Source organism: Microbacterium sp. SLBN-146, from assembly GCF_006715145.1.
GTDB lineage: Bacteria > Actinomycetota > Actinomycetes > Actinomycetales > Microbacteriaceae > Microbacterium.
In genome coordinates this window covers 849,543-872,046 of record NZ_VFMR01000001.1, presented here as the reverse complement: position 1 = coordinate 872,046, position 22,504 = coordinate 849,543, and the positions used below count along the sequence as shown (strand labels likewise).

The 22,504-nt window shown below is 69.8% G+C and carries 24 protein-coding genes; 13 read left to right on the top strand and 11 right to left on the bottom strand.

Features of this window, described 5'->3' with window-relative positions:
- Window positions 1-57: 57 nt before the first annotated feature.
- The 4 genes from FBY39_RS03735 to FBY39_RS03720 all read right to left on the bottom strand — a co-directional run bounded on the left by FBY39_RS03735 (window position 58) and on the right by FBY39_RS03720 (window position 3,118).
- Window positions 58-1,455, bottom strand: a complete 1,398-nt coding sequence (locus FBY39_RS03735; RefSeq protein WP_141930309.1) for a threonine/serine exporter ThrE family protein — start codon at window positions 1,453-1,455, stop codon at window positions 58-60.
- Window positions 1,456-1,516: 61 nt separating this feature from the next.
- Window positions 1,517-1,999, bottom strand: coding sequence for a DUF805 domain-containing protein (locus tag FBY39_RS03730; RefSeq protein WP_141930308.1), 483 nt, complete (start codon window positions 1,997-1,999; stop codon window positions 1,517-1,519).
- Window positions 2,000-2,148: 149 nt separating this feature from the next.
- Entirely contained in the window at window positions 2,149-2,598 is a 450-nt protein-coding gene (locus tag FBY39_RS03725) for an iron chaperone (RefSeq protein ID WP_141930307.1), read from the bottom strand.
- 118 nt (window positions 2,599-2,716) lie between these two features.
- Window positions 2,717-3,118: a DUF1801 domain-containing protein gene (locus FBY39_RS03720; protein WP_260837427.1), complete on the bottom strand. Its 402-nt coding sequence runs from the start codon at window positions 3,116-3,118 to the stop codon at window positions 2,717-2,719.
- A gap of 171 nt (window positions 3,119-3,289) precedes the next feature.
- Between FBY39_RS03720 and FBY39_RS03715 the strand changes: the two genes are divergently transcribed.
- Window positions 3,290-3,787 (top strand): hypothetical protein, encoded by a 498-nt coding sequence (locus tag FBY39_RS03715; protein ID WP_141930305.1) that lies wholly within the window; start codon window positions 3,290-3,292, stop codon window positions 3,785-3,787.
- 103 nt (window positions 3,788-3,890) lie between these two features.
- Here FBY39_RS03715 and FBY39_RS03710 read toward each other — a convergent pair whose 3' ends face one another.
- Together FBY39_RS03710 and FBY39_RS03705 are read right to left on the bottom strand one after the other, a co-directional pair.
- A complete protein-coding gene (locus FBY39_RS03710; protein ID WP_141930304.1) occupies window positions 3,891-4,727 on the bottom strand; it encodes a helix-turn-helix transcriptional regulator in 837 nt (278 codons plus the stop codon).
- A 62-nt stretch (window positions 4,728-4,789) separates the two neighbouring features.
- Window positions 4,790-5,728, bottom strand: coding sequence for an SDR family oxidoreductase (locus FBY39_RS03705; protein ID WP_141930303.1), 939 nt, complete (start codon window positions 5,726-5,728; stop codon window positions 4,790-4,792).
- Window positions 5,729-5,900: 172 nt separating this feature from the next.
- Here FBY39_RS03705 and FBY39_RS03700 point away from each other — a divergent pair, with 172 nt between their 5' ends.
- The 4 genes from FBY39_RS03700 to FBY39_RS03685 are packed head-to-tail and all read left to right on the top strand — an operon-like array spanning window position 5,901 to window position 8,767.
- Window positions 5,901-6,680, top strand: a complete 780-nt coding sequence (locus tag FBY39_RS03700; RefSeq protein ID WP_141930302.1) for a siderophore-interacting protein — start codon at window positions 5,901-5,903, stop codon at window positions 6,678-6,680.
- Window positions 6,677-7,681 (top strand): bile acid:sodium symporter, encoded by a 1,005-nt coding sequence (locus tag FBY39_RS03695; protein WP_141930301.1) that lies wholly within the window; start codon window positions 6,677-6,679, stop codon window positions 7,679-7,681. The genes FBY39_RS03700 and FBY39_RS03695 overlap by 4 nt, the downstream gene beginning before the upstream one ends.
- A gap of 52 nt (window positions 7,682-7,733) precedes the next feature.
- Window positions 7,734-8,441 (top strand): acyl-CoA synthetase, encoded by a 708-nt coding sequence (locus FBY39_RS03690; protein ID WP_141930300.1) that lies wholly within the window; start codon window positions 7,734-7,736, stop codon window positions 8,439-8,441.
- Window positions 8,438-8,767 (top strand): amino acid transporter, encoded by a 330-nt coding sequence (locus tag FBY39_RS03685; RefSeq protein ID WP_396652245.1) that lies wholly within the window; start codon window positions 8,438-8,440, stop codon window positions 8,765-8,767. The genes FBY39_RS03690 and FBY39_RS03685 overlap by 4 nt, the downstream gene beginning before the upstream one ends.
- A 556-nt stretch (window positions 8,768-9,323) precedes the next feature.
- Here FBY39_RS03685 and purB read toward each other — a convergent pair.
- Both purB and FBY39_RS03675 read right to left on the bottom strand, forming a co-directional pair.
- Window positions 9,324-10,706, bottom strand: coding sequence for an adenylosuccinate lyase (gene purB / locus FBY39_RS03680; RefSeq protein ID WP_141930299.1), 1,383 nt, complete (start codon window positions 10,704-10,706; stop codon window positions 9,324-9,326).
- 37 nt (window positions 10,707-10,743) lie between these two features.
- Window positions 10,744-11,250 carry a low molecular weight protein-tyrosine-phosphatase gene (locus FBY39_RS03675; protein WP_141930298.1) on the bottom strand — a complete coding sequence of 169 codons (507 nt, stop codon included), beginning with the start codon at window positions 11,248-11,250 and terminating at the stop codon, window positions 10,744-10,746.
- Window positions 11,251-11,388: 138 nt separating this feature from the next.
- Here FBY39_RS03675 and FBY39_RS03670 point away from each other — a divergent pair, with 138 nt between their 5' ends.
- The 3 genes from FBY39_RS03670 to FBY39_RS03660 all read left to right on the top strand — a co-directional run bounded on the left by FBY39_RS03670 (window position 11,389) and on the right by FBY39_RS03660 (window position 16,361).
- Complete coding sequence (locus FBY39_RS03670) at window positions 11,389-14,568, top strand: ExeM/NucH family extracellular endonuclease (RefSeq protein ID WP_260837426.1); 3,180 nt, start codon at window positions 11,389-11,391, stop codon at window positions 14,566-14,568.
- A gap of 96 nt (window positions 14,569-14,664) precedes the next feature.
- Window positions 14,665-14,949: a hypothetical protein gene (locus FBY39_RS03665; protein WP_141930297.1), complete on the top strand. Its 285-nt coding sequence runs from the start codon at window positions 14,665-14,667 to the stop codon at window positions 14,947-14,949.
- Window positions 14,946-16,361, top strand: a complete 1,416-nt coding sequence (locus FBY39_RS03660; protein WP_141930296.1) for a hypothetical protein — start codon at window positions 14,946-14,948, stop codon at window positions 16,359-16,361. The genes FBY39_RS03665 and FBY39_RS03660 overlap by 4 nt, the downstream gene beginning before the upstream one ends.
- Here the strand turns inward: FBY39_RS03660 and FBY39_RS03655 are convergent.
- From FBY39_RS03655 to FBY39_RS03645, 3 genes are all read right to left on the bottom strand, one after another.
- On the bottom strand, window positions 16,315-16,707 hold the full coding sequence (locus FBY39_RS03655) for a phage holin family protein (protein ID WP_141930295.1): 393 nt from the start codon (window positions 16,705-16,707) through the stop codon (window positions 16,315-16,317). The genes FBY39_RS03660 and FBY39_RS03655 overlap by 47 nt on opposite strands.
- A 69-nt stretch (window positions 16,708-16,776) precedes the next feature.
- Window positions 16,777-17,151, bottom strand: coding sequence for a type II toxin-antitoxin system death-on-curing family toxin (locus tag FBY39_RS03650; protein WP_141930294.1), 375 nt, complete (start codon window positions 17,149-17,151; stop codon window positions 16,777-16,779).
- Complete coding sequence (locus FBY39_RS03645) at window positions 17,148-17,354, bottom strand: ribbon-helix-helix domain-containing protein (RefSeq protein ID WP_260837425.1); 207 nt, start codon at window positions 17,352-17,354, stop codon at window positions 17,148-17,150. The genes FBY39_RS03650 and FBY39_RS03645 overlap by 4 nt, the downstream gene beginning before the upstream one ends.
- A gap of 89 nt (window positions 17,355-17,443) precedes the next feature.
- On the opposite strand from FBY39_RS03645, the gene FBY39_RS03640 reads away from it, so the two are divergent.
- The 5 genes from FBY39_RS03640 to FBY39_RS16350 all read left to right on the top strand — a co-directional run bounded on the left by FBY39_RS03640 (window position 17,444) and on the right by FBY39_RS16350 (window position 22,493).
- Window positions 17,444-18,556, top strand: a complete 1,113-nt coding sequence (locus FBY39_RS03640) for a histidinol-phosphate transaminase (RefSeq protein WP_141930293.1) — start codon at window positions 17,444-17,446, stop codon at window positions 18,554-18,556.
- Window positions 18,557-18,560: 4 nt separating this feature from the next.
- Complete coding sequence (locus FBY39_RS03635) at window positions 18,561-19,721, top strand: thiamine pyrophosphate-dependent enzyme (protein WP_260837424.1); 1,161 nt, start codon at window positions 18,561-18,563, stop codon at window positions 19,719-19,721.
- A gap of 14 nt (window positions 19,722-19,735) precedes the next feature.
- Entirely contained in the window at window positions 19,736-20,701 is a 966-nt protein-coding gene (locus FBY39_RS03630) for an alpha-ketoacid dehydrogenase subunit beta (RefSeq protein ID WP_141933856.1), read from the top strand.
- 16 nt (window positions 20,702-20,717) lie between these two features.
- Complete coding sequence (locus tag FBY39_RS03625) at window positions 20,718-22,064, top strand: dihydrolipoamide acetyltransferase family protein (protein WP_141930292.1); 1,347 nt, start codon at window positions 20,718-20,720, stop codon at window positions 22,062-22,064.
- A 288-nt stretch (window positions 22,065-22,352) separates the two neighbouring features.
- Window positions 22,353-22,493 carry a hypothetical protein gene (locus tag FBY39_RS16350; RefSeq protein ID WP_160132919.1) on the top strand — a complete coding sequence of 47 codons (141 nt, stop codon included), beginning with the start codon at window positions 22,353-22,355 and terminating at the stop codon, window positions 22,491-22,493.
- The last annotated feature ends 11 nt before the right edge of the window (window positions 22,494-22,504 follow it).

Here is a 22,504-nt window from a genome sequence, read left to right as displayed (position 1 = left end):
GATGAAGGTACCATCCCGCGTCGCGCGGAGGCATCGACGCAGCTCTGCGACCGGGCGCTAACGCAGCAGACGGGCTCGTGCCCGTGCCACGCCGCCGAGCGAGGCGCGCACGGGCTGACCCAGATAGATCCCGAGCGACGCCCCGACCGCGAGGCTCACCCCGATGATGCCCGCGCCCGCGAGGATCGTGAACCCGCCCAGAAGCAAGGGTGAGCTGTCACCGGATTCGACGATGCTGAGCAGGCCCCGGAACACGGCGGCACCGGGCACCATCGGCAGGATCGCGGCCGTCGTGATCGCCACCGACGGCACATGCAGGCGGTAGGCCACGAGGGTGCCGACGAAGCTCCCCGCGAAGGCTCCCAGCCCGCTCGCCGCCGCGACCTCGAAGCCCACCTGCGCAGCGAGCAGATAGACGAGCCACGCGACGAGGCTCAGGGCGGCACTGACGACGATGACCCGCGCACCGGCCCCGTTGAAGATCGCCACCGACACGGCGATGAGGGCAGCGCCGAGGAATTGGAGGGGCACAGGCCCGAGGGGCAGTGCCTCGCTCGGGGGAGCCATCGCCAGTCCGAGCACCCGTGCGGTCTCCAAGCCGGCGAGGATCCCGAGGACGACGCCGAGAGTGTGCGTCATGAGTTCGAGGATGCGCCCCATCGCTGTGAGGGCGAAGCCGTCGATGGCGTCCTGGGCGGCGCCGACGACGGTGAGTCCCGCCAGCATCAGCACGACACCGGATGCCACGATGACCGTGGGCCGCAGCTCGAGGGCGGCATCCCATCCCGTCGCCCGGAGAAGCGGCGAGAGCGCCGCGATGACCGTCAGCACGAAGGCGCCGGCGATCTGGCTGAAGAAGTACGGCACCTGCGCGCGGGCGAGCCCGAATTGCGTCAGAGCAGCGAGCGCGGCGGCGACGAACGCGAGCACCATCACGAGCCAGTTGCCGCCGAACATGACGGCGACGCCGACTGCGAGGAGCGCCTGCGAGCCGATCACGACGGAAGGACGGTAGCGGAAAGGCGTGCGGCGGATACTGCGGTAGCTCTCCGTCGCGGCATCCAGATCGAGTCCTCCACCGATCGACACGACGAGTGCCTGAAGGCGCTGGAGCCGTGAGTGATCGGGCGAGGAACCGCGGACGACGCGCAGCAGCGTGACCGGATGGGCGGCCCCGCTCCGGTGATGGGCGGCCGTGATCGAGTTGTACGTGACGTCGACGTGGACGGGATCCAGCCCGTAGATGCCCGCGACGCGCACGATCGTCGTCGTCACTTCGCTCGCGTTGGCGCCGGCGACGAGCATCGTCTCGCCGATCCGAACCGCGAGGTCGAGGATCCGGACCGCGAGTCGATCATCGACGACCGGCAGCACCGCCGTGAGGGACTCCGACGATCTCTCCGACCGGACGAGGTGGGTCAGCGACGCCAGGATCTTTCGTTCCCGCCGCGTCATGTCGCTGTCCGTTTCCCTCGCTCTGCTCGCTGGATCCGGACGAGTCTAACCGCGGGGTCGCCTAGGCCGTGCCGCGGTCGAAGTGTGCTCCCTCGGGGCGGGATTCACGCGCGAGCAGGAAGATCAGGATGATCAATCCGACAACGGGAACCAGAAGGACGAACAGCCACGCGCCGCTGAGGTTCGCGTCGTGCAGCCTGCGTGCCGCCACCGCAAGGGACGGAATCAGGATGACGAGCCCCCACAGACCCAGCACCCCGTAGATCGCCGTGGCGCCCATGATTCCCGCCGGCTGGGCGTCGATGCCCGCGATGACGTACGCGATGGCGACCACGAAAGCGTGAATGACAGCGAGGACGAGGCACGCCCACCAGAACTCGCTTCGGCTGGCGCGCCCGTCGAACGTGGCGTACTTCCGCCAGAATCGTGACCACGCTGGTCCGGGCGTCGTTCCGTACAGCGGTGCCGACAGGGGCACGGACGACGGCGCCGGGCGCGGAGCGGGCGACGCCTCGCTCGTGCGGACGGGTTCTGGATTGGACATGACGGTGTTCCCCTTCTGTGAAGACGGCCACTTTCGCGGCCCCTTCCACACTCGGGGTTCCGAGTCACGCCGACCAGGGACTCAGGTCGCCACTGTGCCCCCGACGCGCTGCGTCGCGAGGGGGAATCGCGCCGTGACCCGGACTGCCGTCAGGATGCCGCGGCATCCGCGTCCGCGGGAGCGGCGCGACGTACGAGCTCCGTGAGCTGCTTCTTCGTCGCCGGCGTGAGCTTCAGCAGAGCGAACGCGGTCGGCCACATGTCGCCGTCGTCGAGCTGGGCCGTCCCCTCGAAACCCACCGTCGAGTAGCGGGTCTTGAACTTGCCCGCGGGCTGCAGGAAGACGACGATCTTGCCGTCGGAGTTCGCGTATCCCGGCATCCCGTAATAGGTCTTCGGGACGAGGTGCGGTGCGACGTCCGACACGATGTCGTGGAGGCCCTCGGCGAGCGCCCTGTCGTCGTCTCCCAGCGCCGCGATCGCTTCGAGGACGGCCTTCGTGCCGGCCTCGCGGTTCTTCCCCGCCTTCTCCTGGGCTCGAAGTTCCTTCGCGCGCTGCTTGACGGCGTCGCGTTCCCCCTTGGACAGTCCGCCGGCCATCCCGTCCTCCTTCCGTCGGCAGGCATATCCTGCACGGATGCCACGGTACGGCGACCGAGCGACCGGACGCTTCTCCGATCCTGACCGATCGGTGCGCAGTCCGGTGGCGGTACATGCGTCAGCGCGCGTGCGCCCTCGCCTCGGCGAGCGTGTTCTCGAGGAGCGTCCGGAGGGCGTCCCGATCGACCGCCGTGAGTCGAGTGAGGTAGAGGCAGACCTTGCTGGCCCGGTGCGGCCCCAGCCGCGCGGTGAGTTCGGGCCACCGTTCGGAGAAGTCATGCGCGAGATAGATCGTGTGGTGCTTCGCGCCGGGCGCGAACGACAGCAGGGGGGACCGGCCACTCCAGCCAGACTCGTACTGGTACTCGTGCTCGCCGAAACCGATGATGCGACCGGCCCAGACGACGGGCTCCTCGCCCGTGAGCTCGCGGTAGAGCGTGAGGAGCTCCTCGGCCTCGGCGCGGCGGGGTCCCGTCGCGCGGTCCAGAGCCACCTCGACCGGCAGGTCGGACGGCAGCATCGCTGGAGTCTCGGGCATTCGTCGGCCTCGCTCACGTCCTGCGCCATCGCCCGTCGCGATGACGACTCCATTGTCCTGCGCTCCCGCATCCTCCGCCAGATACCCGCGGGACTTTCGCCCTCTTCGCGGAGGCGACGCCGGCGTGTACTGGATCGGACGAAAGGAAGCGCCATGACCACGAGCGCGAGGGCGGCAGCGCCCGTGCCGACGGCCTCGACTGTCCCCGGCATCCGGATTCGACGCATCCGATCGGTGGCGTACTGGTCGCTCGTCGGCGTCACCGCGTTTCAGGCCGTGTCTGCGCTCGCGGGCGGGATCGGCCTCCTCGCGACCAACGGGCTCGGCATGCCGACGACGTTCCTCGACTCGGGGGTCTTCACGTCGTTCCTGATCCCGGGGCTCATCCTGCTCCTCGTCCTGGGCGGCACGCAGACCCTCGCGACCGTCCTCCTGCTGGCGAGGCGCGAGTCGGCGCTCCTGTGGACGGCCGTCGCCGGGTTCGGCGTCATGATCTGGATCTACGTCGAGACGGCCATGATCGCCGGATCGTCCTTCCTGCAGGATCTGTACTTCGCGACCGGGACGGCCCAGCTCGTGCTCGTGCTCGCGCTGCTCGGCGTCGCCGGCTGGCTTCCGCGGGTCCCGCTGCGCCTGCGCACGCCGGACTGACGCCCGCATCGCACGACGCCGAAACCGGGGATACCGCCGAGACCGGGCCGCGTGCCGCTCGGCGTCGGCGAAGCCGCCGGTCTCGAGCACCGGTGACAGCGCGCTACGTCACCCGCTGGGTGCCGAGCACCGACAGCAGCTGCAGCTTGTCGTCGTCCTCCGTGCCGGGTGTCGCCGTGAGGACGAGGAGCGACTGCCCCTGCTCCGGGTCGATCATGACCTGGCACTGCAGGTGCATGACGCCGACTTCGGGATGCTGCAGCCGCTTCTCCCGCGCATGACCCGTGCGCACTTCGTGGTCTTCCCAGATGCGCGTGAACTCCGGGCTCTCCTCGAGGAGCCGGTGGACGATCGCGCCGGCTCGGGATCGGGCTCCCTGCATCGCGTAGACCGTACGAATGTCCGCCGTGAACCCGCGCGAGTGGATCTCGTGGTCATCGTCGGGGTACACGCTTCGCACGCTCGGATCCATGAACCACCGGTATCCGATGCTTCGCATCATGCCCTGGTACCGGGTCTCGTCGCCGAACAGCGCCCGCGCGGCCGGCGTCTGTACGAGCGTCTCACCGAGGACCGTCATGACCTGCGCGGGGGTGTCGGCGAGCCGGTCGAGGATCCGCATCATGCCCGGCGAGACGTGGTCGCCGCGATCGGCGCGCACGGGAGCCGTGTGCCCGGCGAGACGGAAGAGGTGGTCGCGCTCCTCGATCGTCAGCCGGAGCCCGCGGGCGATCGCGGCCAGCATCTGTTCCGACGGCTGCGGCCCTCGCTGCTGCTCGAGACGGCTGTAGTAGTCGACCGACATGTCCGACAGTGCGGCGACCTCCTCGCGCCTGAGCCCCGCCGTGCGGCGACGGGGACCTCGCGCGAGGCCGACGTCTTCGGGCTGCAGCGACTCCCGCCGGCGGCGGAGGAAGTCGGCGAGCTGTGTCCGGTCCATGCGCTGAGTCTCCGATCCGTTCGCCGTGGATGCAAGGGATCGTCCATCCCTGGGTGTCGTGACTACGCGACGTGCACGCCGGTCAGCGCCTCGGAGATGTCCCAGATTCGCTGCCCCTCCGACGCGCTCTCCAGCCGCGAGTAGAGCTTCTGCTCGGCGGGCGGACCGCCGAGGTGCTGGAACCCGTTGGGGCCATAGAGGTGTCCGCCCTTCGCGGCAGCGTGCGTCGCTGCGTAGACGGCGGGAAGCGCCGCCGATTCGGGCGTGCCGACCAGGATGCCACGACGCGACAGTGCCGTGATGACGCGGAAGGCGCGGGTCGGGGCATCCCTCCCCGCCTGCGGCTGCGCGGCGAGCAGGTTCGTGGGGGTGATGCCGGGGTGCGACAGGTTGCTGCGGAGGCCCCACCCGCCCTCGAGGCTCCGGCGATGAAGTTCCATCGCGAAGAGCCCCTGCGCGATCTTCGACGAGCTGTAGGCGTTCCCCGCACGGTATCCGTTCTCCCACGACAGGTCATCCCAGTTGACGGCCCCCGAGTTCGCGGCGATGCTCACCTGGCTCACGACGTGGGCGCTGCCCGCGCGAAGGAGCGGAAGGATCCGTGTCGTCAGCGCGAAGTGGCCGAGGTGGTTGGTGGCGAACTGGAGCTCGAAGCCGTCGGCGGTGACGTGCCGCGTGGGAGGCGTCATGAGCCCGGCATTGTTGATCTGCACGTGGATCGGTCGGCTCTCGTCGAGGAGCTCGTCGGCGAGAGCGGCGACCGAGGCGAGCGACGACAGGTCGAGCGACCGCAGCTCGAGCTGGGCCGTCGGGACGGCGTCGCGAATGCGCTCGACCGCCGCCTTCCCTTTCTCCGGATTGCGCACGGGCATGAGGATCTCGGCGCCCGCGCGTGCGAGGCGCATCGCGATGTGCACGCCGACGCCGTCACTCGCACCCGTCACAAGGGCGCGCTTTCCGGTCAGGTCGGGCACGGCGATGTCGATCGGCTTCTTCGGCATGGTCTCCTCCTCGGATGCCGGGGGCTCCGGCGGTTGTCGTGGCTGCTGCATCCCATGCTCATCGGATCCGCCGCGCGCGTTCAGGGAGCGCTCACCCAGGGATCGCCGATCCCCCGGTCTCGACGCGTCTCGCGACGGCCTCCGGCTCTGGCGTGCCGAGTAGCGTTGATGCGTGGCCCTTTCCTCTCGTACCGCTCCCCGCGCACCCCGTCCTGTCGTCGAACTCGAGGTGATCTCCGTCGAGCGACTGAGCCCGGAGCTCGTACGCGTCCGGCTCGGGGGTGCGGGCTTCGCGCAGTTCGAGGACCGCGACGAAACCGACAAGTACGTCAAGCTCAAGTTCACGGACCCCGACGGCCACCCCGTGACCCGCACCTACACCCTCCGTCACGTCGACCGGCAGGCGCAGACGCTCGACATCGACTTCGTCGTGCACGGCGACGACGGACTCGCGGGGCCGTGGGCGGCATCCGTCCAGCCCGGCGCCCGTATCGGCTTCATGGGTCCGGGTGGCGGGTATCGGCCGAATCCGGATGCCGCGTGGCACCTCTTCATCGGCGACCTCTCCGCCGTCCCGGCCATCTCGGCGGCGCTTGATGCCTTGCCCGCCGACGCCGTGGGCACCGCGCTCATCGAGGTCGAGTCCGACGAGGCGATCCTTCGACTCGCCGGGCCCGAGGGGGTCGAGGTGCATTGGATCGTCGATCCGTCGCACGAGCCCGGACGCCTCGCCGCCGCCGTCCGCGAACTGGCGTGGCGTGACGGTCACGTCGACGTCTTCGCTCACGGGGAGCGAGAGTCGATGAAGGCTCTCCGCGGCGCACTGTTCGACGACCGCGGACTCGATCGCGGCCAGGTGTCGATCTCGGGGTATTGGGCCCGCGGCCGGACGGAGGACCGCTTCCAAGCCGAGAAGCGGGAGCCGATAGGCCAGATCTTCCCCGCGGCATGACGCGGCGCGGCCCGGGTTGGGCGGACGGGGCTGAGCGGCATCAGGTCGCGCTCTACCTGGGAGCGATCGCCGTCGCGGCCGTGTTCGGCTTCGCCGCTCCGGATGCCGCGCTGCCCCTCGAGCACGCCATCACCCCGATTCTGGCGCTCCTCCTTTATGCGACCTTTCTCGGAGTGCCGTTCGCGCGCGTCGTCCGCGCCGTGCGCGATGGGAGGTTCATCACCGTCGTCCTGGTGGTCAACTTCGTGCTCGTGCCGCTCATCGTCTGGGCGCTCTCGCGCGTGGTCGCCCACGATGCCGCGCTCCTCATCGGCGTCCTGCTCGTCCTCCTGGCGCCGTGCATCGACTATGTCGTCGTCTTCACGGGGATCGCGGGGGGCGACCGGGAACGACTGCTCGCCGCGACGCCTCTCCTCATGCTGCTGCAGATCGCCCTGCTCCCGGGCTACCTCTGGCTCATGGCAGGACCCGACGTCCTGACCTCCTTCGACGCCCGCCCGTTCGTGGAGGCGTTCCTCCTCCTCGTCGTCCTTCCCCTCGCGCTCGCCGCCGCGACGCAGGCGTGGGCGCGGCGTGTCGACTTCGCGCGGCGGATCGTCGCCGTGGCATCCGTCGTCATGGTGCCGCTCATGATGGCGACGCTCGCCGTCGTCGTCGCGTCGCAGGTCTCCGCTGTCGGCGGTCAGCTCGCGCGACTCGCGCCCGTCGCGCTGGTCTTCGTCGCCTTCGTGCTCGTCGCGGTGTCGGTCGCCGCGCTCGCTGCGCGCACGGCACGCCTCGACGTTCCCGCGACGAGGGCGGTCGTCTTCAGCGGGACGACGCGCAACTCTCTCGTCGTGCTTCCTCTCGCGCTCGCGCTTCCGGAACCGCTCGCGCCGCTCGTCGTCGTGACGCAGACCCTCGTCGAGCTGGTCGCGATGGTGGTGCTCGTCCTGATCGTTCCTCGCCTCATCCGTGACCGCGGAACGGCAGCGGAGGGACCGTTCAGGCGTGCGATCTAGAATGGGGTCGTCCTCTTCGCGTTTCCCGCGAACCGCTTCTGCAGGAATCTCCGTGACCTCAGCTCCTTCCGCCCGCACTTTCGAGGTGCGCCACGTGCAGCTCGCGCGTGCCGCGTTCGCGGCGATCGCGGCGGTCATGATCACGTTCTCACCCGATCATTCGGCGGCGGTCGGTCTCGCGGTGTTCAGCGGCTTCGCGATCGCGACGGGTCTCGTGCTCCTCCTCTCCGTGTGGCTCGTGTACCCGGCAGGCGTCCGCTGGCCCGCGGTCCTGCTCGGGATCGTGACCGTGGGCGCGGGCATGGTGAGCGGTCTCGGGCCCGTGCGCGAGACGATCGGGTTCTTCGCGGTCGTCATCACGTGGGCGGTCATCGCCGGCGTGATCGAGCTCGTCGCGGGGATCGTCGGCATCCGTTCCGCTCGTCCGCGCACGGTGGCGGTTCGACCCGGCGAGGTGGCCCCCTGGAGCGACGGGACGCCGCGCACCCTCATGCCCCGCGGTGAAGCGCGCGATGCGATCGTCATCGGCGCCGTCGGACTCGTCCTGGCCCTCGGTCTTCTTCTCGTCCAGCCGGGCTACGCGCTCGACTACACGATCGAAGAGGCCGACGCGACCTACACGCTCACGGGCATCACGATCGCCGTCGGTCTCTTCGGAGCCTACGCCGCGATCGTCGCCGTCTACCTCGGCATCGCGGGCTTCTCTCCGCGGACCGCTCCCGCGTCGCAGGCCGACGCCCCCACGAAGGAATCCGCGTGACCGACCGCCCCACCCGTCGCGACCTCATGAAGCCCGTGCAGCTGCTCGGGCTCGCCTTCGGCTCCGCCCTGTTCGCAGGCATCGTGACGCTCATCTCGATGGGCTTCTTCCAGCAGCGGTTCGAGGGTCAGTCCGAACGCGCGCTCGTCGTCGCCGCCGTCGTGGCGGGCGTGACGTTCATCGTCGTGCTCGTCGTCGTCGCCCTGCTTCTGCTCGCGGTCGACCCCGCCCAGGTCACGAAGACCGTGGATCGCCCGGTTCTCGTTGACGACGAGCCCGAAACCCCGGATGCCACGGCCTCCGGCCCCGCCGCACCCCGCACCTGACCGCGGTCCCGCGGGTCCGCGAGGCTGCGCGCCCGCCTGACCGTGCGCCGCCTGAGCGCCTGACCGTCTGACCGTGAGACTGCACCTTGCGGCCGAGACTGCACTGCGGGGCCGCGGTCTCGGCCGGAGGATGCAGTCTCGCGGGCGTCGGCCGCGGGCGACGGCTCCGGCAGTGCGGTGTGCGGCTGCGTGGCATCCGGTCCGGTCGCGGCGAGCCGCCTGACCGTGAGACTGCACCTTGCGGCCGAGACTGCGCTGCGGGGCCACGGTCTCGGCCGGAGGATGCAGTCTCGCGGGCGTCGGCCGCGGGCGACGGCTCCGGCAGTGCGGTGTGCGGCTGCGTGGCATCCGGTCTGGGCCTGCGAGCCGCCTAGCCGTGAGCCGCCTGACCGCGGGGCCGTGAGACTGCACCTTGCGGCCGAGACTGCACGCTGGGGCCGCGGTCTCGGCCGGACGGTGCAGTCTCGCGGCCTATACCGGCCCGGCGCGGGCCTGCGCGCAGCGCGGCGCGGCAGCGAGGGGCCGCGCCGGGGACCGGATCCGCCGCGGGGCCGGGTCAGCCGAGTTCGTCGACGAGACGCGAAGCGAGGCCCGTGTAGGTCGCGGGCGTGAGAGCGAGGAGGCGCTCCTTCGCGGCATCCCCGATGTCGAGTCCGCGAACGAACTCGGCGAGTTCGGGTCCGCCGACGCGGCGGCCGCGCGTGAGGTCCTTCAGGAGCGCGTACGGGTCGGTGATCCGCGACCGACCCGCCGCGATCTCGGCGCGAACGACGGTCTGGATGGCCTCGGCGAGCACTTCCCAGTTGGCATCGAGGTCGGCGTCGAGAACCGGCTGCGCGAGCGAGATCTCGCCGAGGCCACGCTCGAGGTTGTCGAGCGCGAGGAGCGAATGACCGAACGCGACGCCGATGTTGCGCTGCGTCGTCGAGTCGGTGAGGTCGCGCTGCATCCGCGATGTCACGAGGGTCGAGGCGAGCGTCGCGAACAGCCCCCCGGCGATCTCGAGGTTCGCCTCCGCGTTCTCGAACCGGATCGGGTTGATCTTGTGCGGCATGGTCGACGACCCGGTCGCACCGGCGACGGGGATCTGCGAGAAGAAGCCGAGAGAGATGTACGTCCAGACATCCGTCGCGAGATTGTGCAGGATGCCACCGGCATGCCGCGCCCGATCGTAGAGCTCGACCTGCCAGTCGTGCGACTCGATCTGCGTCGTGAGGACGTTGAACCCGATCCCGAGGCCCTCGATGAACCCCCGCGAGAGTTCGGGCCAGTCGACCGACGGCTCCGCGGCGAGGTGCGCCGACCACGTGCCGGTCGCGCCGGAGAACTTCGCGAGATACTCGCCGCCCTCGATCTGCGCGGCGACGCGCTCGAGGCGCCACGCGAAGACGGCGAGCTCCTTGCCCATCGTCGAGGGGGTCGCCGGCTGACCGTGCGTGCGCGACAGCATCGCGGCATCCCGGTGTTCGATCGCGAGGCCGCGCAGCTTCTCGATGACGGAGCGGAGCTTCGGCAGCCACACGCGCTCGACGGCGCGCTTCACCGTCAGGCCATAGGACGCGGAGTTGATGTCCTCGCTCGTCGCGGCGAAGTGCGTGAGCTCGGCAATGCCGTCGAGCCCCAGGGTCGTCAGCCGGTCGCGGACGAGGTACTCGATGGCCTTGACGTCGTGGCGTGTGACCGCTTCCTTCGCGGCGAGCCAGTCGATCTCGTCCTGACCGAAGTCGACGTACAGAGCCCTCAGCCGCGTCTTGTCGCCGTCGGACAGGGGCGTCGTCCCGAAGAGCGACCGGTCGGTGAGGGCGATGAGCCACTCGACCTCGACCTCGACGCGAGCGCGGTTCAGGCCCGCCTCGGAGAGGTAGTCGGCGAGGCCCGAGACGGCGGCGCGGTAGCGGCCGTCGAGAGGGCTGAGCGGCTGGGGAGGCAGAGACGTCACGGAACTCCCGTTCGGAGCGCGAGCCGGATGCCGGCGTCTATGCCACCGGGCGGATCGCGGGTTCGAGTTGCCGGAAGAGCGCCCGGCTTGCGCTCTCGATCATAGCGAGCACCTCGTCGAACATCCCGGCGCCGGCGTAGTACGGGTCGGGGACGTCGACGGCTCCGGCGTTCGTGTCGAACGGCATCAGGAGGGCGATCCGGTCGGCGTCGGCCTCGTCGCGTGCCCAGCCGCGCAGGATCCGCTCGTGGCTGCGATCGAGCGCCACGACCAGGTCGTTCGTCGCGAAATCCGTCAGCGTGAACTGGCGCGCGCGGTGGCGGGCTCCGTCGTATCCCCGGCGCGCGAGCGCGTCGAGGGTGCGGCGGTCGGCCTGCTCACCCACGTGCCAGTCGCCTGTGCCGGCGCTCGTGGATACGACGCGCGAGCCGAGTCCCGCAGTATCCGCGAAGGAGCGGAAGACGACCTCGGCCATCGGCGAACGACAGATGTTCCCGGTGCAGACGAACACGACGCGGAACGGATCCACGGCGGTCGCGGTCATGGGTTCCATCATGGCGCGCGTCGTCCGTCGCGACCAGTGAGAGTTAACCCGTTCGTCGCTTACAGGGCTTCCGCGTGTCGGTGACCTCGCCTAGCGTGGAGAACCCCGGGGGCCGCAAGGCCGCCTTCGCCTGTCCCGATGGAGGTACTCGTGCGCCTGCCGCTTCGATCGTCCGCTCTCGCCGTCGCAGCCGTCACGGCGGTCGCTCTTCTCGGCGTCGCGCCGGCCGCTTCGGCCGAACCGCCGTCCGACTTGTTCCTGAGCGAGGTCGTCGAGGGCTCGTCCAACAACAAGGCCGTCGAGATCTACAACGGCACGGGCGCTCCGGTCGACCTCTCGGCGGGCGGCTACGCGCTGCAGTACTTCTTCAACGGCGGCGTCAACGCGGGGCTCACGATCACCCTCACGGGGACCGTCGCCTCCGGAGACGTCCACGTCGTCGCCCAGTCCTCCGCGAACGCCGTGCTCCTCGAGGCGGCCGACCAGACGAACGGCGCCGGCTGGTTCAACGGCGACGACGCCATCGCGCTCGTCAAGGGGGGCGTCCTCATCGACGTCTTCGGGCAGATCGGGTTCGACCCGGGCACGGAGTGGGGCACGGGCCTCGTGTCGACGGCCGACAACACGCTGCGTCGTCAGGCGGACGTCTGCGCGGGCGACCCCAGCGGCTCGGACGCCTTCGACCCGGCATCCGAATGGGACGGCTTCGCAACCGACACGTTCGACGGGATCGGAACCCACACCGCCGACTGCGGTGACGTCGAGCCGTCCGTCGTGATCAACGAGTTCTCGGCCTCCACCGCGGGTACCGACGTCGAGTACGTCGAGCTGCTCGCGCGGGGCGTGAGCGACCTCTCCGGCTACGCCCTCCTCGGCATCGAGGGCGATGCGCCCGTCTTCGGTGTCGTCGACAACGTCCTCACCTTCCCGGCACCGGATGCCACGGGCCGCTCGCTCCTCGAGCTCCCCGCCAACACTCTCGAGAACGGCACCCTGAGCCTCCTCCTCGTCACGGGGACGATCCCCGCGGCGGGCTCCGACATCGACGCGAACGACGACGGCGTCATCGACGAGGGTCTCGGCTTCGAGATCGTCGACTCGGTCGCCGTCAACGACGGCGGCGCGGGCGACCGCACCTACGGCACCGTGACGCTCGGCGTCGCCTACGACGGACTGTCCTTCGCGCCCGGGGGCGCGTCCCGCATCCCCGACGGCGTCGACACCGACGCGACGTCCGACTGGACCCGGAACGACTTCGACCTCGCGGGCATCGACGGCTTCACGGGCACGCTCGCCACGGGCGAGGCCGTCAACACCCCCGGCGCGCCCAACGCTCTCACGCTCGAGCCCGAGGGCCCGGGCGAAGGCGCCGCCGATTGCAACGCGCAGCCCGTCACGATCGGATCGGTCCAGGGCTCCGGCGCCACGACTCCCGTCGCCGGGTCGACGGTTCTCATCGAGGGCACCGTCGTCGGCGACTTCCAGTCGGGTGGTTTCGACGGCTACTACGTGCAGGATGCCGGTGACGGCAACCCTGCGACGTCTGACGCGGTCTTCGTCTACGCGCCGGGCGGCGCCGAGGTGAGCCTCGGAGACGTGGTCAGCGTCGCGGGCACGGCAGAAGAGGCGTTCGGCATGACGCAGGTCCGCCTCGCCGACGTAGAGGTCTGCACCACCGGGGCGGCGCTGCCCGCAGCCACCGAGCTGACGCTTCCCGCGACGACCGAGCAGCGCGAAGCCCTCGAGGGCATGCGTGTGACGCTGCCGCAACAGCTCGCGGTCGGCGAGACCTTCGAGTTCGGCCGTTTCGGCACGATCACGCTGACGCTCGGTCGCCAGTTCCAACCGACGCAGCTCTACGACGCGGGATCCGCTGAAGCGATCGCGCTCGCCGAGAAGAACCTCGTCGAATCGATCACGGTCGACGACGGCCGGAGCAACCAGAACCCCGACCCTGCGATCCATCCGAACGGCCAGGAGTTCACGCTCGCGAATCTGTTCCGCAGCGGCGACCTCGTGACGGACACGACGGGCGTCCTCGATTACCGCTTCGACACCTGGGGGATCCAGCCGACCCAGGGCGCGGAGGTCGAGGTCGGCAACCCGCGCGCGCCCGCCCCGCAGGTCGCCGGTGCCCTCACGGTCGCGAGCTTCAACGTGCTCAACTACTTCACGACCCTGACGGGACCCGACGCGCGCGGAGCGAACGACGCCGTCGAGTTCGAACGGCAGGAGGCGAAGATCGTCACGGCACTCGCCGAGATCGACGCCGACGTGTTCGGGCTCATCGAGATCGAGAACAACGGCACGGCGGTCGCGACCCTCACCGACGCGCTCAACGCGCGGCTGGGCAGCGATGTCTACGACTACGTCGAGACGGGCGTCATCGGGGGTGACGCCATCACGACGGCGCTCCTCTACAAGCCCGCGTCGGTCACGCCCGTCGGCGCCTTCCAGCTGATGGATCAGTCGAAGGATGCACGTTGGCTCGACGCCTTCAACCGTCCCGGGCTCACGCAGAGCTTCAAGGACGCACGCGGCGCGACGTTCACGGTCGTCGTCAACCACCTCAAGTCGAAGGGATCCGACTGCAACGCGGTCGGCGACCCGACCGACCCGAACGGGCAGGGCAACTGCAACGGCGTGCGCACGCAGGCCGCGACAGCGCTCGCGTCGTGGCTCGCGACCGACCCGACGGGTCAGGGCGCGGGGCGCGAGCTCATCCTCGGCGACCTCAACGCCTACGCGCAGGAGGACCCCATGCAGGCGCTCTACGCGGCCGGGTACACCGACCTGGCCGACGACGACTCGTACACCTACATCTTCGACGGGATGCTGGGGTCGCTCGATCACGCCCTCGCGGGTTCCGCGATCCTGGGTGAGGTCGCCGGCGCCGCCGTGTGGAACGTGAACGCCGACGAGCCGAGCCTCATCGACTACGACATGTCGTTCAAGGCCCCCGCGCAGGACGCGCTCTATGCGCCGGACGCGTATCGGTCGAGCGACCACGATCCGATCGTGGTCGGCTTGAACCTGAAGGCGCCCGACCTGGTCAAGCCGACGGCGACGGTCAAGACGGGCTCGTCGTTCACGGTCAAGACGGGCGAGACCTACGACCTCGTGAGCTTCAAGCTCTACGACGCGGGCAAGATCGACAAGGTCACGCTCAACGGCAAGCTGAAGGACCTGACCAACAACACCTGGTCGGACATCAACTTCATCAAGCCGGGCGTCTTCGGTGGAGTGCGCGGCGTCAATACGCTCGTCGTCTACGACGTCGCGGGCAACACGCAGACGTACACGTTCACGCTCAACTGATCGGGGATTCCTCCCCAGATCGTCGCGGCGCGGCATCCGTTCACAGATGTGACGAACGGATGCCGCGCCGTCGATGTGCGCGCCCACGATAGGGGCATGCCGTTCGACACCCTCTGTGCGCCCCGCTACACCCCGGAGCTCGACGTCGTCATCCGCGAACTCGGCGGGCTGACGGAGCGCCTCGTCGCCGCCGCGCACGAAGCCCGCGGGATTGCGGCGGGCACAGACTGGCAGGCACCGGCGGCGACCGTCTTCCACGAGCGCGCTGAGGCGTGGGCGCAGTCGATCGCGCGGCTCGCCGACCTTGCCGAGGTCGCGCGCATCGAGTCGGTCCAGGCGCGAGCCGTCGCTCACTCGCGTGTCGAGACGAGCTGCTCGTGAGCGACGATCTCGAAATCCGCGGTGGCGGCGCGATCGCGGTCGACACCGACACGCTGCGCATGACCGCCGCGCGCTTCGTGACCGCCGCCGCCGGTCTCGAAGCCATCGCGCATCGGCTCGGATCGCTGCACAACATGCTCTTCGTGGAACGCGATGTCGCGGCGGGGGCCGTGAGCGCGGCATCCGTTCTGTCGACGCGTCTTTCGGAGTCGATGGCCGACGCGACGATGATCGCCGGAAGTCTGCGCGAAGCCGCAGGTGTCTACGAACTCGTCGAACTCAACGCGCAGCATGCCGCCGCCGTGAATGCGGGCGATGGAGTCTCGGCCGCCCGCATCCAGCGGCACCGTACGGAGCTCATGCGCGAGTTCCCCGACGCGATGGAGGCGGCCCGCATCCTCGAGCTCGAGCGGACGATCATGTGGCCCTCGGACCTCGTCCGGTCCGCGACCGAGACGGGGATGGACGCCGGAGGCCTCCTCGAGATCCTCGAGAAGGTCGGGCCGTGGGGGCGGACCATCGCCGATGTCGGGGGTGTCGTGGGCGGCGCGGTCGGCGGGCTCGGCACGATCGTCGCCGCGACGGCTGTCGGCATCGGCGGGTGGGGGCGGCTTCCGCAGAACGCGACGCTCGCGCCGGGTCGCGACGAGGTCGTCGTGCATCCCGTCGCTCCCACGCGTGCAGGGTCCGCCCCGACGAGCCTCGCGTCGGCAGCCTCGCGGATGCCGGGGGCGGGTGACAGTCGTGTCCGCGTGGAGAAATACGTCTCGCGCGACGGCACCGCGCAGTTCGCGGTGTACGTCTCAGGAACGAGGTCCGCCGACGTCGGTGGACGCGAAGCGTGGGACATGGCATCGAACTCCGATCTCGTCCTCGGACGCAAGTCGGCGTCGTACCAGGCGACAGTCGCGGCGCTCGAGGATGCGGGAGCGCGTCCGGGCGACACCGTCCATGCCTTCGGCCATTCGCAGGGCGCGATGATCACGGCGCACCTCGCGCTCGACGGACCCTTCGACGTCCAGACCCTCGTCTCGCTCGGCTCGCCCGTCGAGGCCGACGTCGGCGACGGGACCCTGGCCGTCTCGATGCGCCACACCGACGACGCCGTCGCCGCGCTCGCGGGAGGAGGGCACGCGGCGGGCGTCGGAGCGCCCGGCAGCATCGTCGTCGAGCGGTCGACCTACGATCCCACCGGCGTTGCCGGGGGCCCGGGTCCGCACGCACTCGAGAGCTACATCGAGACCGCCGCGCTCGTCGACGACTCGACCGATCCGCGGGTCGATGCGGTGCGCGCCGTTCTCGACGACCTCGCCTCGGCGACCCGGGTCGAGGTCACCGAGTACGGCGCCGAGCGTGTGCCGGGTGTCAGTCTTTCGTCTTCGGGCGGAGCAGGATCCCGAACACCCAGTTGATGAGCGAGATGATGAGCGCCGCCACAACGCCCCACCAGAAGCTCTCGACGCGCAGACCCCAGTCCCAGAACGACGTGATCCAGCCCGTCAGCCACAGGAGGAAGGCGTTGATGATCAACCCGATGAGACCGAGAGTGATGATGTAGAGCGGGAACGCGAGCACCTTCAAGACGGTGCCGATGATCGTGTTGACGAGCGCGAAGATGAGCGCGACGAGGAGGAGCGTCAGCACGAGCTGGAGCGTCTCGCCGGGGGCGAAGGCGATGACCGACACCTGCAGGGCGGGAATCAGGGTCACGACCCAGATGGCGAAGGCGTTGACGACGACACGGACGATGAATCGCATACCGGGAGTCTTCCACGCGAAGTTCGCCGACGAAACGGATTGACAGCGACGAAGCCGGCGGTCGGTGCGTCAGTTCAGACGGGCCGCGCGGTGTGCCGCGATCGCGGCGGCTGTCGTCTCCAGATCGATGCGGCCCTCAGCGATGCCGACGATCAGGTCGAAAGCGCCGTCGGTGTCGAACTCGTGAACCCCCCCGTTGATCCAGAGGAAGGCGACCATGAGCGTCCAGCCTGTGCGCTTGTTCCCATCGACGAGAGCGTGGTTGCGCAGAAGCGACTCCAGCAGGGCCGCGGCCTTGCCATCGATCGTCGGATAGGCCTCGTCTCCGAACATCGACGCCGCCGGGCGGGCCAGCGCGGATGACAGGAGCCCCGCATCCCGAACGTGGAATCCGAAGACGCTCGTCACATGGAGCGCGTCGTCGAGGGTCAGATACTGCGTCACGCGTCGGCGAGTCGCTCGAGGAGCACCGCGTCGTGCGAGAGCACGAAATCGACGGCGCCGGCGATCTGCGCTCGACGTTCGCGTCGATCGACGATCTGCTGCGCAGCCTGCAACAACAGCGTGTGCTTCGAGACGTGCTCGGCCGCGGCGATCTCTTCGAGCTGACGGTCGAGCTCTTCGGGAATCCGCAGGGTCATGGCCATACCAGAATGGTACCGCGATACCAGATCGGTATCGACGATCGCCGGCAACCCGCTGACGTGGCATCCGTTCCCGCTCGTAGACTCGGGTCGTGACCGAAGCCTCCGACATCCCCATCCGTGTGCGGCCCGAGATCGCCGCGCTGCCCCCGTACAAGCAGGGAAAGCAGGCGGGGGCCGACGCCTTCAAGTTGTCGAGCAACGAGAACCCTTTCGATCCGCTGCCCGGCGTCGTCGAGGCGGTCACGGCCGCGGCATCCTTCAACCGGTATCCGGATGCCTCGGCGGGACGCCTGCGCGCGCGCCTCGCGGAGCGCTTCGGTGTCACGGCCGACTCCGTGCACGTCGGATCGGGGAGTGTCGCGATCCTCGCGCAACTCGTCCAGGCGACGGCGGGTCCGGCTGACGAGGTCATCTACGCGTGGCGCTCCTTCGAGGCCTACCCGTGGCTCGCGGTCGTTGCGGGCGCGACGGCCGTCCACGTGCCGCTCACGCCGGACGCGCGCCACGACCTTCCCGCGATGGCCCGCGCCATCACGGAACGCACGCGCGCGATCATCGTGTGCAGCCCCAACAACCCGACGGGGCCCATCGTCACGCAGGCCGAGTTCGACGCGTTCGTCGCCGACGTGCCCGCCGACGTTCTCGTGATCCTCGACGAGGCGTACGCGGAGTTCGTGACCGACCCGGACGCCGTCGACGGAATGTACGTCCTCGGCAACGCCGGGCGCCCGAACGTCGTCGTGCTGCGGACGTTCTCGAAGGCGTTCGGACTCGCGGGACTTCGTGTCGGCTACGCGATCGGACACCCGCGCCTTCTCGACGCTGCCCGCAGCACCGCGATCCCGCTCTCGGTCACGGCCCAGGCCGAAGAAGCCGCGCTCGCGAGCCTCGACGTGGAAGACGCGCTCCGCGAGCGCGTGAGCGTCATCGCCGAGCGGCGGGACCGGCTCGCCGCGAGCCTCCGCGATGCCGGATGGGCCGTCCCACAGGCGCAGGGGAACTTCGTCTGGCTGCCCGCGGGACACGAGACGATGGCGCTCGCCGAGGCGTTCGACGCGGCCGGGATCATCGTGCGGCCCTTTGCGGGAGACGGCATCCGTATCTCGGTCGGCGAAGAGGAGTCTGTCGAGAAGGTCCTACGGATCGCGGCATCCGTTGTGAACGACCTCCCAGAAGGCCATTCCGGCCGACGGCTAGCGTAGAACGGTGACCCCGTTCGAAGAACTGGCCGACGAGCCGACTCTCGCCGAGGAGCCGGGTGTCGTGCGCGTCCTCGCCGCCGACGGCACCTTCGCTCCGAGCCCCGCTGCCGAGCAGTACCTTCCGCTCATCGAGGCGCTCCCCGACAGCGAGATCGAAGGTCTCTACCGCGACATGGCGGTGATCCGGGCGTTCGACCGTCAGGCGACCAACCTGCAGCGGCAGGGCCAGCTCGCGCTGTGGCCACCGAGCTACGGTCAGGAGGCCGCTCAGGTCGGCTCGGCCCGCGCGGCTCGGAGCCAGGACCACATCTTCCCGTCGTACCGCGAGCACGTCGTGACCAAGATCCGCGGAGTGGACCCCGTCGACATCCTCCGACTCATGCGCGGGCTCACGCACGGCGGATGGAATCCGTCCGATCCGAAGAACGGGAACACCCACCTGTACACCCTGGTGCTCGGCGCGCAGACGCTGCACGCGACGGGCTTCGGCATGGGACTCGTATTCGACAAGCGCTGCGGCACGGGCGACCCCGAGCGCGACGAAGCCGTCATCGTCTACTACGGCGACGGAGCGTCGAGCCAGGGAGACGTCCACGAGGCGATGGTCTTCGCCGCGAGCTACCGCACGCCCGAGGTCTTCTTCCTGCAGAACAACCAGTGGGCGATCTCCGTGCCCGTGTCGACGCAGTCACCCGTGCCGCTTGCTCGTCGCGCGGAGGGCTACGGCATGCCGAGCATCCAGATCGACGGCAACGACGTGCTCGCGAGCTACGCCGTCACGCGGACGGCGCTCGACGAAGCGCGCTCCGGTCTCGGACCGCGCGCGATCGAGGCGTTGACGTACCGGATGGGCGCGCACACGACGAGCGACGATCCCACCAAGTACCGCACTTCCGCGCAGGAGACCTCGTGGGCGGAGCGCGACCCGATCACCCGGATGCGCGTCTACCTCGAGGGACGCGGCGCGTCCGCGGCCTTCTTCGCCGACGTCGACGCCGAAGCGGCCGCGACCGCGGAGGACGTCCGGGTCCGGACGACCGCGCTCGGCGGCATCGAGACCGACCTCATCTTCGACCACGTCTACAGCGAACCGCATCCCCTCATCGACGAGCAGCGCGCGTGGCTCGCGTCTTACGAGGCATCCTTCGAGGGAGGCGCATCGTGAGCGACATCACCACCATGCCGTTCAGCAAGGCGCTCAACGCCGGTCTGCGCGCGGCGATGACGAACAGCGACCGCGTCCTCATGATGGGAGAGGACATCGGCCGTCTCGGCGGCGTCTTCCGTGTCACCGAAGGACTCCTCGCCGACTTCGGCCCCCAGCGCGTGCTGGACACGCCGCTCGCCGAATCCGGCATCGTCGGCACGGCGATCGGTCTCGCGATGGCGGGCTTCCGTCCCGTCATCGAGATCCAGTTCGATGGGTTCGTCTTCCCCGCGTTCGACCAGATCACGACGCAGCTCGCGAAGCTCACCAACCGGCACGAGGGGTCGCTGTCGCTTCCCGTCGTCATCCGGATCCCCTACGGCGGTCACATCGGCGCCGTCGAGCACCACCAGGAGAGCCCCGAAGCGTACTTCACCCACACGCCGGGCCTCCGGGTCGTGTCGCCCTCGACGCCCAACGACGCGTACTGGATGATCCAGGATGCGATCGAGTCGCGAGACCCCGTCATCTTCCTCGAGCCCAAGGCGAAGTACTGGCAGAAGGGCGAGGTCGACACCGAGGCGCGTGCGGTTCCGCTCCACGCGTCGCGCCTCGTCCGCCGCGGCACCGACGTCACCCTCGTCGGACACGGCGCGATGGTGACGACGCTCCTCCAGGCCGCGGCGCTCGCCGAGTCGGAGGGGACATCGTGCGAGGTCGTCGACCTCCGCTCGCTGTCGCCCGTCGACTACGGCCCGATCCTCGACTCCGTCCGTCGGACGGGGCGCATGGTCTACGCACAGGAGGCCCCGGGCTTCACGTCGCTCGGCTCCGAGGTCGCGGCGACCGTCATGGAGAAGGCCTTCTACGCCCTCGAGGCCCCCGTGCTGCGCGTGTCGGGCCTCGACACGCCCTTCCCGCCCGCGAAGCTCGAGGGCACCTACCTCCCGGATGCCGATCGCATCCTCGAGGCGGTCGACCGCGCTCTGGCGTACTGATCACGAAGGAGCTCCCATGAGCACCCAGACGTTCGTCCTCCCCGATGTCGGCGAGGGCCTCACCGAAGCTGAGATCGTGTCCTGGCGCGTGGCTCCGGGTGACACCGTGGCCGTCAACGACGTGCTCGTCGAGATCGAGACGGCGAAGTCGCTCGTCGAACTCCCGTCGCCCTTCGGCGGCACGGTCGGCTCGCTCCTCGTCGCCGAGGGTGACACCGTCAACGTCGGAGCACCCATCATCACGATCGCGGATGCCGCGGCCGCCGCACCCGCGACCGTCGGGCAGTCCGAGCACGGTGCGCCCGGCGCCGACGCCGCGGACGACGGCGGCGCCGTCCTCGTCGGCTACGGGACGGGCGGGCAGGTGACGTCGCGGCGCAAGAAGGTCGACCCGGCGCGGGTCGCGGAGGAGCGCGTCGGCTCGTCGGTCGGTGTCGTCGCGAAGCCTCCCATCCGCAAGCTCGCCCGCGACCTCGGGGTCGACCTCGCCGACGTCGTGCCCAGCGGCCCTTCGCGAGAGGTGACGCGCGACGACGTCATGAAGCACGCCTCGCAGGCGTCCGTCTTCCGGAACATCGAGACCCCGGAGTGGAGCGACGTGCGCGAGGAGACGATTCCCGTCGCGGCGCCTCCCGCCGCGGCATCCGCGCCTGTCGACGAGGCCCGCGAGGAGACGATCGCCGTCAAGGGTGTGCGCAAGGCGACCGCGAGCGCCATGACGTCGAGCGCCTACACGGCCCCGCACGTGTCGGTGTGGGTCGACGTCGATGCGTCGCGGACGATGGAGCTCGTCAAGCGCCTCAAGTCCTCGCCCGACTTCGCCGACGTCAAGGTGTCGCCGCTGCTGATCATGGCGCGCGCCGTCATCTGGGCCGTCCGGCGCACGCCGATGGTGAATGCGGCCTGGATCGACTCCGACGAGGGGGCGCAGATCCGTGTGCGCCACTATGTCAATCTCGGGATCGCCGCCGCGACCCCGCGGGGCCTCCTCGTGCCGAACATCAAGGACGCGCAGGCCCTCAACACCCGCGAACTCGCCCGCGCGCTCGAGAAGCTCACGCTCACGGCGCGCGAGGGCAAGACGACGCCCGCGGACCAGTCGGGCGGCACGATCACGATCACGAACATCGGAGTGTTCGGCGTGGATGCCGGAACGCCGATCATCAATCCGGGCGAGGTCGGCATCGTGGCACTCGGCGCGATCCGTCAGAAGCCGTGGGTCGTCGACGGTGAAGTGCGCCCCCGCTGGGTCACGACGGTGTCGGGGTCGTTCGACCACCGCGTCGTCGACGGCGACGGCGTCTCGCGCTTCATCGCGGACATCGCCTCGGTGCTCGAGGAACCCGCGCTGTTGTTGGACTGACCCCGGCGCCGGGCCGCGCCGGGCCCGCGCGGGGCCCGGCGTCCGCCGTCTGGCACTTCTCCGCGAGACTGCATCCTCCGGCCGAGAGTGCGGGCGCGGGGGGCGGGCGTCCGCGAGACTGCACCTTGCGGCCGAGACTGCGGGCTCAGGGGGCGGGCGTCCGCGAGACTGCATCCTCCGGCCGAGAGTGGGGGCTCAGAGTGCAGCCTCGGCCGGAAGGTGCAGTCTCGCGCCGAGGAGCTGTCCCCGGAGCGCCACGGGATGCCGCGGCGGACGTAGGGTGGCGGGGTGATGGCACGGATGGAGTACCCGCTGCATTGCCCGACGTGCGGCGACCCGTTGCGGTTCGAGATCCTCGATGACGAGCGGTTCCTCGTGGCGTGGTCGTGCGTGAACTGCGGACTCATCCGCACGACGGAACCCGTGTGAGGGATGCCGCG